Here is a 14,161-nt window from a genome sequence, read left to right on the forward strand (position 1 = left end):
ACCTTATTTATATATAGGACCGTAGTTCTTGCAAGCACGGAAGTCTGCGCCTTCCTTGTCCATACCGAATGCGTTCCAAGATGCAGGACGGAAGATCTTGTCGTCTTCTACGTTGTGCATGCATACTGGGATGCGAAGGATAGAGCAGAGGGTGATGAGGTCGGCACCGATATGGCCGTAGCTGATAGCACCATGGTTAGCGCCCCAGTTGTTCATCACTGAATATACATCCTTGAATGGAGCCTTGTCGCAAAGGCGTGGTGCGAACCAGGTAGTAGGCCATGTTGGGTCTGTACGCTTGTCGAGAACCTTGTGAATCTCTGGATCAATCTCAACGGTCCAACCTTCTGCCAACTGGAGCACAGGACCAAGACCCTTTACGTGGTTCAGACGAACCATGGTTACAGGCATGCCGCCCTTGCTGAGGAAGCTGGAAGAGAAACCGCCGCCACGGAAATAGTCACGGTTAGCAGGATACCAGGTAGTTGCCTTCAAGCACTTATCTACATCCTCCTCGGTCATCTCCCAAGGCTGCTTCATGATAGGGTTGCCCTCAGCATCTGTAGCCTGACCTGTGCCATCGAGTGTGGTAGCACCAGAGTTGATCAAGTGGATGATACCACCAGCTGCCTGACCTGTAAGTTCCTTACCGGTAACACGCTTCACTGCCTCTGGACTCCAATAGGTACGAACGTCGCTGAAGATCTGAGCACGACCTGTCAACAGGTGGTTGAACAACATAGCTACACCGTTGCCTGCATCATTCTCTGTAGCGAGGATAATAGCTTCACGAATACCGTTCCAGTCGAATGAAGTATTAAGGAGTGCCTCAGGATAGTCGCCGTTAGGATAGAAGTCTGTCCACTGACGCTGTCCCTGGAAACCACCGGCGATGGCATTGTGACCCAATGCTTCCTCCTTGAAACCTAATTCTTTCAATCTTGGGTTACCATGCATCAAGTCGCGCATGATGATAGTCATCTTCACGATGAACTCCCAGTCAGCATCCTTCTGCTCACGTGTCTTTGCCTTTTCATGGTTGGCGATGTCCTCACCCTCATTGCACATACAGTGCTCGCGGGTCCATGCCATAGCCTTCTCGTATTCCACAGGGTCGTAGATACCCTCAGTCATGCGGCGGATAATCTCAGTAAGGTCAACACTTTCGTTGCGCATGCCGAGGTACTCCTGGAAGAAATTAGGGTCAACGATAGAACCTGCAATACCCATGCAGGCGCTACCCATAGAAAGATATGATTTTCCGCGCATGGTAGCTACAGCCTGGGCAGCTCTAGCAAAGCGCAAGATCTTTTCTGCTACATCAGCAGGGATAGAGTCGTCCTCCAAGTCCTGTACGTCATGGCCATAGATGCCGAAAGCTGGCAATCCCTTTTGGGCATGAGCTGCGAGAACAGCTGCCAGATAAACAGCACCCGGACGCTCTGTACCGTTGAATCCCCAAACAGCCTTAGGCCAATGTGGATTCATATCCATAGTCTCAGCACCATAGCACCAGCAGGAAGTAACGGTGATGGTAGAGCCAACACCCTCGCGCTCAAACTTCTCAGCGCAAGCTGCACTCTCTGCCACACGACCAATTGTACTGTCTGCAATCACACACTCCACTGGTGAGCCATCGCCATTGCGTAAGTTCTCTGAAATGAGTTTGGCTACGGATTTAGCCAAGTTCATGGTTTTTTCCTCGAGGCTTTCACGTACGCCTCCTTGACGTCCGTCGATAGTAGGACGGATACCGATTTTAGGGTAGTTACTCATAATTTTTATCTTTTAAGTTTTATAGGTTATTATTTTCTGCGTACATTGTATGCAATAATACAAGCACAAAGGTAGTGATAAAACCTGATACTTATCACTTCCTTTATACTTTTTTATGTTTCTTTTTCCTTTATTTGGTGTCGCAGTTGTGCCTGATACTTCCGGTTGCAGCTATTAGGGTTTCAAAGTCATTACAGAACTCGGTCATCTGATGATAGAGCAGGTTGCTGCCCTTGTCTGATAACTCGTTGTCTGGAAGTGGACCGGAATTGATGGCAACTGTAAAGATGTTGGCGGCAACTCCGGCGCGAACGCCCAGGGGTGCATTCTCTACCACGATGCCTTCCCAAGGCTTCAGATTGCCTGCCTTCTGCAAGCCCATCAGATATGGATCAGGATTTGGCTTGCCACGCTTCACGTCGTAGGCGGTTACGATATGTGCTTCGTCCAGAAAGTCGCCGAAGTCGTTGAGTAATCGCATGATGAGCGGACGCTGACCGCTGCCCGTTACAACTCCCACCTGCATACCGGCATTCTTGATTTTCTGCATGATTTCCTTCACGCCAGGGAATATCTCGGCGGTAGGCATCGAGTGGAAGATATCGGTCTTCACATCATACATCTTCTGTGCCTCATCCAGGGAGATATCGATCCCCTTCTGCTTCTTCACCATCATCTGGATGGTGTCGATGCCTCGGGCTCCCTCGGTGGCGTAGGCATCGGCGGCAGTCATGTGGATATCAAACTGCTTCATCGATTCCTGCCAAGCTACGGCATGATTAGGCATACTATTATATAATACGCCATCCATATCAAAAAGAACGGCTTTAGGGTTGAATTCCCCAAAGCCGTGGTCTTTTAAGTATTTTGAAATAATATCTTTCATCTATTATTTTTCGTTAGCCAAACGCTCCTGAATAGCCTTGCTCTCTGCCTCATAACCTGGCTTGTTGAGCAATGCGAACATGTTCTTCTTGTAAGCCTCAACACCTGGCTGGTTGAATGGGTTTACCTCTTCCAAGAGACCGCTGATACCGCAAGCCTTCTCAAAGAAGTAGATCAACTGACCAAGGTAGTAAGCGTTCAACTCAGGTACGTTAACCAAGATGTTAGGAACACCACCGTCAACGTGAGCCAAACGGGTACCGAGCTCTGCCATCTTGTTCACCTCGTCAACACGCTTGCCCTCAAGGAAGTTCAAACCATCAAGGTTCTCATCATCGTGTGGGAAGAGCAACTTCTCGTTAGGAGTCTCAACGCTGATAACAGTCTCGAAGATAGAGCGCTCGCCCTCCTGAATCCACTGACCCATAGAGTGAAGGTCGGTAGTAAAGTCGCAAGCTGCAGGGAAGATACCCTTCTGGTCCTTACCCTCGCTCTCACCATAGAGCTGCTTCCACCACTCAGCAAAGTAGTGAAGCTTTGGCTGGAAGTTGCATACAATCTCAATCTTCTTGCCAGCCTGTGTATAGAGAGCCTGACGTGTAGCTGCATAGATAGCTGCTGGGTTCTCCTCGAAGGCTACGTCCTTGCCGCAAGCCTTCTCCATGTCAGCAGCACCTGCAACGAGCTGCTTTACATCGAAGCCAGCTACTGCGATAGGCAACAAACCTACTGGAGTCAATACAGAGAAGCGACCACCTACATTGTCAGGGATGATGAAGCTCTTGTAACCCTCCTTGTCAGCGCAAGTGCGGGCAGCACCCTTCTTGGCATCGGTAACGGCTACGATAACATCCTTAGCCTCGTCCTTGCCGCGCTGATCCTCGCACTGCTTTTTCAAGAGACGGAAAGCGAGAGCTGTCTCAGTAGTGGTACCAGACTTAGAGATATTGATGACACCAAACTTCTTGTCCTTCAAGAAAGAAGTCAACTCGAAGAGGTAATCCTCACCGATATTGTTACCTGCGAAGAGGATAGTTGGGTTCTTCTTGTCGTTTACGAGCCAAGCGAAAGAGTTGCTGAGGCCTTCAATAACGGCGCGAGCACCGAGGTAGCTACCACCGATACCTGCAACCACAACAACCTCACACTTTTCGCGCAAAGTGTTGGCAACAGCCTGAATCTCGTCGAGGAACTTTGGAGTGATAGAAGATGGCAAATGCAACCATCCCAAGAAATCGTTACCTTCACATGTGCCGTTCTCAAGAGCTTCCTGAGCGGCCTTAACCTTAGGCTCGTAAGCCTTTACTGCACCCTCTGCAAGGAATGATGCAGCCTTTGTAATGTTTAAGCTGATACTTTTCATTTTTTCTTTTATCTAAATGAATCTGTTAAAAGTTTAATCTCTATTTGCGGACTGATGCGCTCGTACAATATATTATATACGGCATCGAGGATTGGCATGTTGACGTGCATGTGGCGATTGATTTCCTTCATGCACTTGGTACCGAAATATCCCTCGGCAATCATCTCCATCTCTATCTGCGCACTCTTCACGCTGTAACCTTTGCCTATCATGGTTCCGAAGGTGCGGTTTCTGGAAAAGTTGCTATAACCCGTTACCAGTAGGTCGCCCAGATACACCGAGTCGTACATGCTTCGGTCGATAGGATGAACGGCTGTCAGAAAGCGATGCATCTCCTGTACGGCGTTCGACATGAGCACCGCCTGGAAATTGTCGCCGTACTTCAGTCCGCCACAGATACCTGCGGCGATGGCATATACGTTTTTCAGCACCGAAGAGTATTCAATGCCAATCACGTCGCTTGATGTCTTGGTCTTGATATACTCGCTTGCCAAACAATCGTTGGCAAAGGCGCGGGCTTTCTCCGTATCGCTACAGCCCACCGTGAGATAGCTCAGTCGTTCCAGGGCTACCTCCTCAGCATGAGAAGGACCACCGATGCATGCCAGGTTCTCGTAAGGCACGTCATATACCTGATGGAAATATTCCGAGCAGACGAGGTTCTCGTCAGGCACGATACCCTTGATGGCTGTGATGATAAACTTATCGCTGAGTCGGGTCTTGAGCTTCTTGAGATGATTCTTCAAATAAGGCGATGGGGTGACGAATACAAGTGTATCGTAGTTCTGCACTATCTTGTTGATGTCGGAAGAGAAGAATATCTCATCCACATTGAATCGTGCCGACATCAGATAGGCAGGGTTGTGACCCATGCGCTTGAAGTCCTCGATGCGGTCGTCGCGACGCATATACCAACCTATGTGATGAGTATGCCCCACCACAATCTTGGCAATGGCTGTAGCCCAGCTACCGCCGCCAATTATCGCTATTTTTCCGCAGTTATACACTTCGAATGAATTTATAAATTAATAATTAATAATTAATAATGTATAATGAGGCTTTCGCCTTTGTTTGTAGATATAATGTATAACTAATAAAAAGCCGGAACTCTTTATTAATTATACATTATTAATTATACATTATCAATTATGCATTTGCTGCATTGATCCAGCCCTGGATGTCATCAACAGAAGGCTTCTCGTAGCCGAGCTTGTACTTCTTGTTGATTTCTCCAATCTTCTGCTGCAAGCCTTGTGCTTTTTCTTCACGGATATCAGAGATGAGGTTGAAGCCTGCCTTGCGGAGCACGTATGCCCAATCCTCTGGCACGCCAATCTCTGCCCATTCCTTGATGGTGCTCTGTGGCATCTTCTTCTCTGGCTTCATCTGTGGGAAGAACAATACCTCCTGGATGAAGGTCTTGCCTGTCATCAGCATTACCAAACGGTCGATACCGATACCGATACCTGATGTTGGAGGCATACCGTACTGGAGGGCACGGAGGAAGTCCTGGTCGATGATCATTGCCTCGTCATCACCCTTGTCGGCAAGCTTCATCTGGTCGATGAAACGCTCTTCCTGGTCGATTGGGTCGTTGAGCTCAGAGTATGCATTGGCAAGCTCCTTACCATTTACCATCAACTCGAAACGCTCGGTCAAGCCTGGCTTAGAGCGGTGCATCTTGGTCAGTGGAGACATCTCTACTGGATAGTCGGTGATGAAGGTTGGCTGGAGGAAGGTGCCCTCGCAGAACTCGCCGAAGAGTTCGTCAATCAACTTACCCTTACCCATGGTCTCATCTACGTCCATGCCCTTCTCCTTGCAGAATGCGCGGATTTCTTCCTCTGTCTTGCCGTTGCAGTCGAAACCGGTCTTCTCCTTGATGGCATCGAGGATAGGCAGACGGCGATATGGAGCCTTGAAACTGATGATGTTGCCATCAATCTCGCGCTCTGGCTTGCCGTTAACGGCGATACAGATAGTTTCGAGCAATTTCTCTGTGAATGACATCATCCAGTTGTAGTCCTTGTACTGAACATAAAGCTCCATGCAGGTGAACTCTGGGTTGTGGTTGCGGTCCATGCCCTCGTTGCGGAAGTTCTTGCCAATCTCATAGACACCCTCGAAACCACCTACGATGAGGCGCTTCAGATAGAGCTCTGTAGCGATACGCATGTACATATCCTGGTCGAGCGCATTGAAGTGGGTGATGAATGGGCGGGCAGAAGCACCACCTGCGATGCTCTGGAGAGTAGGAGTCTCTACCTCTGTATAGCCAGCATTATCCAAAACGCTGCGCAGGGTGCGGAGCACGGTGGCACGCTGCAGGAATGTATCCTTCACACCATCGTTTACGATGAGGTCAACATAGCGCTGACGGTAACGCAACTCTGGATCATCAAACTTATCGTATGCTACGCCGTCCTTGTACTTCACGATAGGGAGTGGCTTCAAGCTCTTGGAGAGCAGACACAATTCCTTGGCGTGAACAGAAATCTCGCCAGTCTGTGTGCGGAATACGAAACCCTTTATGCCGATGAAGTCACCGATGTCAAGAAGCTTCTTGAATACTGTATTGTAAAGGTCTTTGTTCTCGTCTGGACAAATCTCGTCGCGGGCGATATAGACCTGGATTCTTCCCTTTGAGTCCTGCAACTCAGCGAAGCTTGCTTTACCCATCACGCGGCGACCCATCATACGGCCAGCGATAACTACCTGGCGTGGCTCGTCCTCGTCCTTGAATTCAGCCTTGATGTCTGTGCTGAATGCATTGGTTGGAAACTCTGCTGCTGGATATGGATCGATGCCCATCTCGCGCAATGTCTGAAGACTCTGTCTGCGAACGATTTCCTGTTCGCTTAACTCTAAAATGTTCATATTATATTCAGATATATCTTTTTATTTTCTTATTTTTGGTGCAAAAATACAAATAATTTTCCAAACTCTTGTGCTATTTTTATGCTTTTTAATATAAATAAGGTGATTTATATGCAATCAATCACTTCCTTTGCTACATCTATAGGGCTTCCTTCTGCTTTCGATGAATATGGGCTTTTCTGTAGAGTCCATGGTTCTTCCAGTCCATACCAGTCGATTCGTGGAGTATTTTGCAGCGATAATTGGCTGGCTAGCGATTTCATGAAGGTACTCCAGCGCAGGTAGTAGAAATCCTTCAGCAATCCTTGCCATTCCTTGTGACCGTAATCGTGAAGCCCACCATTATCAGCACAGATTCTGTTGCCCCAGGTGGTTATCTGCACGCGGGCGTTCCATTCGTAAAGGTCCTTTTCTTCGGCTGTCTTTCCTAAGTTTCTGGCTTCTTCTATCCAGTGCCCCAGACGGAACTCCTGACGGGTGCCGAGCAACTTGTCCTGTAGCAGAATCATCTTCAGGAAGCGATCGGAATCCTTCTTGAATTCCTGTCGTGAGAATGACTTGTAATCAGCCATGGTCTTCAGATACTGCTTGCGCCCCTGGTCGGCGAGAGCCTGGCGACAGATGTCTACCAGGTCGTACTCGAAATTGTTGTTGCCCCGATATTTCTCTGCTACGCTGGTAAGGAGGATGGCAGCCTGGCGGGTATCCTCCGGGTCGTAGTAGTTGCTCATCAGCGACCAGGTTGAAACCTGATAACTGTTCAGCGATGGACGGGCGCAGAAGATGCTCTCGTGGGTGCCCTGCTGAATGTTGCCCTTCGGACAGTTGTAGATGCTTTGTGCAAGAAGAATCCATGCCTTCTCTATTGTGGCATCATGAACGCCATATCGGGCATAGCAATATTCCCTGATCCAGTCTTCCTTGGTTATCTTTTCTGCACGCCATGGCAACTCGCTCATCAGTTCGAACATCACGGGGTTGTTCTCTGAACCTTCCATGGTGAAGCCCCAACCTTTAAGTGAAGAGTGAAGAGTGAGGAGTGAAGAATTCTCTTGTTTTGGGGTGTCCTTTTTCCCCGTTGCCAGATAGAAGTTATTGAGAAGTTGGTCCATTCGTCCATGAAGTCCTACGTTGCCTCCGAAGTTTTCGAGCAGACAGAAGAGCCACTGGTGCTTGCCATAGATGCCTTCTTTCTTACTTGTGCTGAAATCTTTCTTCCCCGTGCCGGATGTATTTTCCCCTGTGCAGAAATCTTTGAAATTCTGGCGACTTTCAGAAAAGAGGTCGAGAACAAGCAGGTCGCCTACCTTCAGATTGGCTATCATCTGGGGTCTTGGATTCTCGTTCCATCCCTGTACCACCCAGATTGCATGCGGATTGGCTCGCTTCATCGCACTCATCAAGGCTTCTCCTGCCTTGCCGTAATCCACCGCAGCATCGTTGCCGCTTTCATGGAATGGGTCCATGGAGTAGTAATCGGATTTGCCGTAGAGTCGGGTTAGCTCCTTATAATATAGGTCTGCGATTTCTGCAAACCGGCTATCGGTAGGGGATAGGTTGGCTGGGCGCTGGTAACTGTTCCATCTACCGGCATCGGTTACGTTCAGTCCCAGTTTCTGTTTGGCATCGTGAGGTACCATGCCGCAATATCCTGGTAAAACGGGTTTCATGCCCATCTCCTTCATTCTGGCAAGAATCTTCTTCTGCAGGGCTTCCTGCTGCTTGTACCAGTTCAGGGGTAGTGGACCGCCCCAACCTTCCAGGTTGTTCATCTCCCACCAGGCAAGGAAGGCAGGACCGGCGATGAATTTGCCTACTTCCTCCTCTGAGTATCCCAGTTTCAGGAGCATGTTGCGCCATACGCTTTCTGTGCCCACGGCGGCAAGCGGCATATTGATGCCATGCAGCGCCATCCAGTCTATCTCTTTCTGCCATCGGTTCCAGTTCCAGAATGCCATTGTATAGGAAAAGGTGCAATAGTTGAAGTTATAGCGCAGCTTCAGGTCCGTTTCGTGGCGTTCCTTCTGTTTCACGACAGGAAGAACGGCTGGCAGCTTCACGTTCATGTTGTTCCAGGAGATGTGGATGCCGGCATGGTGCTTCAGATACCAGTTGATGCCCACGGCGATGTTCACCCAGGAGTTTCCCCGGATGATAATTGGGTTGTTTTTGCCTGCGGCAGATTTTGAAGCGGCTGATGTGCTGTTTCCTTTTCTGGTTTTGGCTTGGTCTATCTCGAAGAAATCCTTGTCCGATTTCACAAGCACGGTTTTAAACTTGGCGGCGGCTCCCTTGTCTATTCGATTCAGAAGGTCGTCTGCCGGATTGGCGAATGCTCCAAGAGCAACGGTGCATAATAGTCCTACAAGTACTTTTCTCATAAAGTTGTTATTAGTATTTTAATTGCCGAATGCAGCTATATTTCGGGACAAAGATAACGGAAAAAGCTGATAATACCAAGTAAAAAGTGCTTAAAAGATTAAAAAAGACTTATTTATTTTGTTTTGTCTTGGATTTGCATTACTTTTGCAAGAAAATGGGGAATGGGGTGAAGCCCTGAAATCCCAGAAACAACCAACTTAAATTTTGATAAGGATGAACATAGACGAATTAGTAAAAAGAATAAGTAAAACCGATGGACTATCTAAAACCCTCGGAATGCATTTTATCTCAACCCCTGAGCCTGATACGCTTCAGGCTTCAATGAAGGTGGATGAGCGCAATCGCCAACCTTTCGGCTTCTTGAGTGGTGGTGCTTCTCTGGCGCTTGCCGAGAATGTAGCAGGCATCGGTTCTCTGGCTCTTTGTCCAGGACAGATTGCTGTGGGCATCAATGTGAGCGGAACTCATGTGCAGGCTGTAAGTGAGGGTGATACGGTTACGGCATACGCCAAACTCGTACACAAGGGCAGAACCTTGCATACTTGGGAGGTTGCTATCAAGAATACTGCGGGTGAATTGATTTGCACCGTGCAGGTAACCAACTATGTGTTTACTCCTAAAAAGAATGAGGCGAAGAAAGAAACAGATAAAGAGAATTCTAAAAAGACAGAAGAATAAGGTATGACTGCATTTGCATACTATCGTTTGCCTTATCTGCATCACGCAAATTTTGTGGCGCAGCATCAGGGAGAGCCGGAGGTGCTCTCCTCTGTGGCAGAACTGAATGGCAAGGAGGGTTTTGTAATAGCTCCTTTCTCGCCGTCCAGCGACTGTCCTGTGCTGCTCATTCATCCCGATGAAAGCAGACTTCTGGCTATCTCTGATGAAAGAACGGCTTCTAGTTCGGAAACGGAATTTAAAGAAAGTATTTCTGCTCATGATATCTATGCCGAGGATTTTGAATGTTTCCATCGGGAGTTGGAAAAAGGAACTTTCAGAAAGATTGTACTGGCAAGAAAGGCAACCTTGCGAATGGCTGATAAGGATTTCGAAAAGCTCTTTATGAAGGCTTGCCGCATGTATCCCCGTCTCTTCGTCTCCCTGGTCTGCACTCCGCAGTCGGGAATGTGGCTGATGGCCACTCCTGAAATCTTGCTTAGGGGAGAACAGGGAAAGATGCAGACGATGTCGCTTGCCGGAACCCAAAAGGCGGAACCTTCACGGACCATAGCCGATTATCCGATAGAGGGTGTGGAGTGGTCGCTGAAGAACAGGGAGGAACAGCAGTATGTAACGGATTATATCGAAGATTGTATCAGGGCTTTCTCTGATGATTATCAGTTGAAAGGTCCTTATACCACGATGGCGGCAAATCTCTTTCATCTCCGCACCGACATCACTTTCCTTCTTCGTGATGAAGGCAAATTAGGAGACGTGATTCATGCGCTTTATCCTACGCCTGCCGTCTGCGGTATCCCGAAGGATGAGGCTCGCCAGTTTATCCTTCAACATGAACATCAGTCTCGCAAATACTATAGTGGTTTTGTGGGGCCTATCTCTCCGCAGGGAAAGACCCATCTTTTCGTCTCTCTCCGCTGCATGAATATCCTGCCAGAAGGTATCTGTGAACTCTATGCCGGTGGCGGATTGCTCAAGGAGAGTGAGATGGAAAAGGAGTGGAAGGAAACAGAAGCTAAGATGCAGACCATCAGGCGGGTTCTGATTTAGTTAACAGTTTATAGTTTATAGTTGATAGTTCATGTATAGTAATATAGATAATGTCAATATCCTGACGGGTGTTCTACAATCGCATGGTGTGAGAAGGGTGGTGGTTTGCCCGGGAAGTCGCAATGCGCCTATCGTACATAATCTCAATGAAACGGAAGGTATTACCTGCTATCCTGTTACCGATGAGCGCAGTGCCGGTTTTGTGGCTATGGGCGTTGCCTTGGGCAATCCGGCTCCTTGTCCGGCTCCTGTGGCAGTATGCGTCACTTCCGGTTCGGCATTGCTCAATCTCTATCCGGCAGTCTGCGAGGCATATTATCAGAAGGTGCCTATCATCGTGATTTCTGCTGACAGACCCGAAACCTGGATAGGACAGCAGGATGGACAGACCCTTCCGCAAGCCAACGTCTTCGGAACGATGGTGAACCGGAGCGTGAATCTTCCTATCATATCCAATGAAGAGCAGGCTTGGTATTGTGAACGGTTGGTTCATGAGGCTATTATCGATTGCGTGCATCGAAAGATTGGTCCGGTACATATTAATATACAGCTTTCCGAACCGCTTTATCAGTTTACGCTCGATAGACTCCCGAAGATACATTGGGTGGATTATGTGAAGAGTAATCTCTTTGGTGGAAGTTTCCATTATGGTGACATGCTCGATTTTCTGAATGCCAGAAAACCGATGATAGTGGTGGGACAGGATTATCCATGCAGTCAGCTTGTTGGTATCAAACAGATAAATTGGCGAACCGTTACGCTAATTGAGCCAACTGCTTTGGGAACATCGAGCGAAGATCCGGCATGCCGGGATTTCTCTCGCAATCTCCTGGTTACCAATTTCGATGAAGTATTGAATAAGGTGGGGGATGACGAGAGTTATATGCCCGATTTTATCCTCTATGTAGGAGGTACTCTGGTGAGCAAGCGCTTGAAGCAGTTCCTTCGCCTTGCCGTGAAGAAGGGAGCCAAGGTATGGCGTGCTAGTACCGATGGTGATTACATCGATACCTTTATGCGTATCGATCGCATTTTCCAATGCGATACCACCCTGCTGGCGGATGCCATGACTTCTTACGATCTGGCTTATCAGGATGATGTGAATGCATACAGAGAGCGTTGGGAGAAGGCACTTTTGGCGGCAAAGCGTCATGCCTTTGATTACGAACCGCCATTCAGCAGTATGGCAGCCGTAAAGGCATTCCAAACGGAATATCTGGCTTATTCGCTGGATGATACCCGTGAATGCCGTCTGTTTTATGGCAATAGTATGGCGATTCGACTGGCCTGCATCTATGCTCGCCAATATGTGCATTGCAATAGGGGCGTGAATGGCATCGAGGGATCTCTATCTACTGCTGCAGGTTTGTCAGTCTATCTCTCGGAGTATCATCATCCTGATGCCAGGAACCAGCAGAAGGTATTCTGTGTGCTGGGTGACCTGAGCTTCTTCTATGATCAGAATGCTCTCTGGAATCAAAATCTTAATGGCAGCCTTCGCATTCTTTTGCTGAATAATGGCGGTGGAGCCATCTTTGCCAAGTTCAAGGGATTGAAGGAGAGTGCGGCACGTGAGAAGCTGGTGATGGCTGAGCACTGCACCTCGGCCTATCACATCTGCCAGGCACAGAATGTTGCCTATCAGAATGCCGATGATATGAAGTCGCTACATGAGGGCATCGACTGGCTCATCCATACCGAGTCTGACAGACCGATGCTCTTGGAAGTGCTAACGGATATAGAAACAGATAATCAAGTAATAGAAGAATATTATAATAGTTTTCAAATATGAGAGAATGGAAAAAGATAGAAGGTTTTGATTTCAAGGAAATCATCTTCGAGGAGTATAATCATATCGCTAAGATTACCATCAATCGTGAGCGTTATCGCAATGCCTTCACCCCATTGACCACCTGGGAGATGGCGCAGGCTTTCAACTATTGCCGTGACTGCTTGGATATCCGAGTGGTTATCTTGACGGGTGCTGGCGACAAGGCGTTCTGTGCCGGTGGCGATATGCATGTGAAGGGTAGGGGCGGATACGTAGGCAACGATGGCGTGCCTCGTCTCAATGTGCTTGATGTACAGATGCAGATTCGCCGTTTGCCTAAGCCGGTTATCGCCATGGTGAACGGTTATGCCATCGGTGGCGGCCATGTGCTCCATGTGATGTGCGACCTGACCATTGCTTCAGAGAATGCCATCTTCGGACAGACCGGTCCTAAGGTGGGAAGCTTCGATGCCGGTTTCGGTTCTTCTTATCTGGCACGAATGGTAGGTCAGAAGAAGGCACGCGAAATCTGGTTCCTCTGCAAGCAGTATTCTGCAAAGGAGGCAGAAGAGATGGGAATGGTTAACAAGGTGGTTCCTCTCGACCAGTTGGAAGATACCTGCGTGGAGTGGGCTGAAATCATGATGGAGCGTTCTCCTTTGGCTCTCCGTATGATCAAGGCTGGATTGAATGCCGAGTTGGATGGTCAGGCAGGTATCCAGGAGTTGGCTGGCGATGCCACCATGCTCTATTATACCATGGATGAGGCACAGGAAGGCGGCAAGGCTTTCCTGGAGAAGCGCAAGCCTCGCTTCGAGGATTATCCTCAGTTCCCATAAATTTAAGAAACCTCGGAAGATACATTTCGATATCTTCCGAGGTTTCTTGTTTTTATTCGTGAGTAGCGAATCTCTGTTCTGCGAGCTTCTCATATTTCGTGCCTGGCTTGCCATAGTTGGCGTAAGGCCAGATGCTGATGCCGCCACGAGGAGTAAAGATACCTGTTACCTCGATATACTTAGGATCCATCAGCTTGATGAGGTCCTTCATGATGATGTTCACGCAATCCTCATGGAAATCGCCGTGGTTGCGGAAACTGAAGAGATAAAGCTTCAGACTCTTGCTCTCTACCATCTTTACATCAGGAATGTAGCTGATGCGAATCTCTGCAAAATCAGGCTGACCCGTAATAGGGCAGAGGGAGGTGAACTCTGGGCAGTTGAAACGTACCCAGTAATCATTGCCAGGGTGCTTGTTTACGAAGGTTTCCAATACCTCTGGTGCATAATCCATTCTATATTGGGTCTTGGCTCCCAGTGCCTTCAACCCATCTTCTTTTCTATCCATAGTTCTAATGTTTAATGTTTGGTGTTTAATGT

11 protein-coding genes are annotated in these 14,161 nt (G+C 48.3%); 4 read left to right on the top strand and 7 right to left on the bottom strand.

Translation table 11 applies throughout. From position 1 onward, the window contains the following. Positions 1-3: 3 nt before the first annotated feature. The 6 genes from fucI to KUA49_RS06305 form a co-directional block, all read right to left on the bottom strand. Complete coding sequence (gene fucI / locus KUA49_RS06280) at positions 4-1,776, bottom strand: L-fucose isomerase (protein ID WP_218412605.1); 1,773 nt, start codon at positions 1,774-1,776, stop codon at positions 4-6. 130 nt (positions 1,777-1,906) lie between these two features. Continuing rightward, entirely contained in the window at positions 1,907-2,662 is a 756-nt protein-coding gene (locus tag KUA49_RS06285) for an HAD family hydrolase (RefSeq protein WP_218412606.1), read from the bottom strand. Between the two features lie 3 nt (positions 2,663-2,665). After that, positions 2,666-4,024 carry a glucose-6-phosphate isomerase gene (locus KUA49_RS06290; RefSeq protein ID WP_218412607.1) on the bottom strand — a complete coding sequence of 453 codons (1,359 nt, stop codon included), beginning with the start codon at positions 4,022-4,024 and terminating at the stop codon, positions 2,666-2,668. Positions 4,025-4,032: 8 nt separating this feature from the next. After that, positions 4,033-5,031 carry an NAD(P)H-dependent glycerol-3-phosphate dehydrogenase gene (locus tag KUA49_RS06295; RefSeq protein WP_218412608.1) on the bottom strand — a complete coding sequence of 333 codons (999 nt, stop codon included), beginning with the start codon at positions 5,029-5,031 and terminating at the stop codon, positions 4,033-4,035. A gap of 139 nt (positions 5,032-5,170) precedes the next feature. Next, positions 5,171-6,901 carry a lysine--tRNA ligase gene (lysS, locus tag KUA49_RS06300; protein WP_218412609.1) on the bottom strand — a complete coding sequence of 577 codons (1,731 nt, stop codon included), beginning with the start codon at positions 6,899-6,901 and terminating at the stop codon, positions 5,171-5,173. A 107-nt stretch (positions 6,902-7,008) separates the two neighbouring features. Beyond that, the gene (locus tag KUA49_RS06305) at positions 7,009-9,282 is read right to left on the bottom strand and encodes an alpha-N-acetylglucosaminidase (protein ID WP_218412610.1); all 2,274 of its coding nucleotides are present in this window, start codon (positions 9,280-9,282) and stop codon (positions 7,009-7,011) included. Positions 9,283-9,496: 214 nt separating this feature from the next. Here KUA49_RS06305 and KUA49_RS06310 point away from each other — a divergent pair, with 214 nt between their 5' ends. Genes KUA49_RS06310 through menB form a run of 4 tightly spaced genes read left to right on the top strand, consistent with a single transcriptional unit; the run spans position 9,497 to position 13,621 of the window. Beyond that, complete coding sequence (locus tag KUA49_RS06310) at positions 9,497-9,961, top strand: PaaI family thioesterase (RefSeq protein WP_218412611.1); 465 nt, start codon at positions 9,497-9,499, stop codon at positions 9,959-9,961. Between the two features lie 3 nt (positions 9,962-9,964). Continuing rightward, positions 9,965-11,011 (top strand): isochorismate synthase, encoded by a 1,047-nt coding sequence (locus KUA49_RS06315; RefSeq protein ID WP_218412612.1) that lies wholly within the window; start codon positions 9,965-9,967, stop codon positions 11,009-11,011. Between the two features lie 31 nt (positions 11,012-11,042). Next, positions 11,043-12,803 (top strand): 2-succinyl-5-enolpyruvyl-6-hydroxy-3-cyclohexene-1-carboxylic-acid synthase, encoded by a 1,761-nt coding sequence (menD, locus tag KUA49_RS06320; RefSeq protein ID WP_218412613.1) that lies wholly within the window; start codon positions 11,043-11,045, stop codon positions 12,801-12,803. After that, positions 12,800-13,621: a 1,4-dihydroxy-2-naphthoyl-CoA synthase gene (gene menB, locus KUA49_RS06325; protein WP_089545278.1), complete on the top strand. Its 822-nt coding sequence runs from the start codon at positions 12,800-12,802 to the stop codon at positions 13,619-13,621. Before menD ends, menB begins: the two co-directional genes overlap by 4 nt. A 52-nt stretch (positions 13,622-13,673) precedes the next feature. On the opposite strand, the gene queF is transcribed toward menB, so the two are convergent. Then, on the bottom strand, positions 13,674-14,129 hold the full coding sequence (gene queF, locus KUA49_RS06330) for a preQ(1) synthase (protein ID WP_117661520.1): 456 nt from the start codon (positions 14,127-14,129) through the stop codon (positions 13,674-13,676). Positions 14,130-14,161: the final 32 nt, after the last annotated feature.

The organism is Segatella copri (assembly GCF_019249655.2).
Classification (GTDB): Bacteria; Bacteroidota; Bacteroidia; order Bacteroidales; family Bacteroidaceae; genus Prevotella.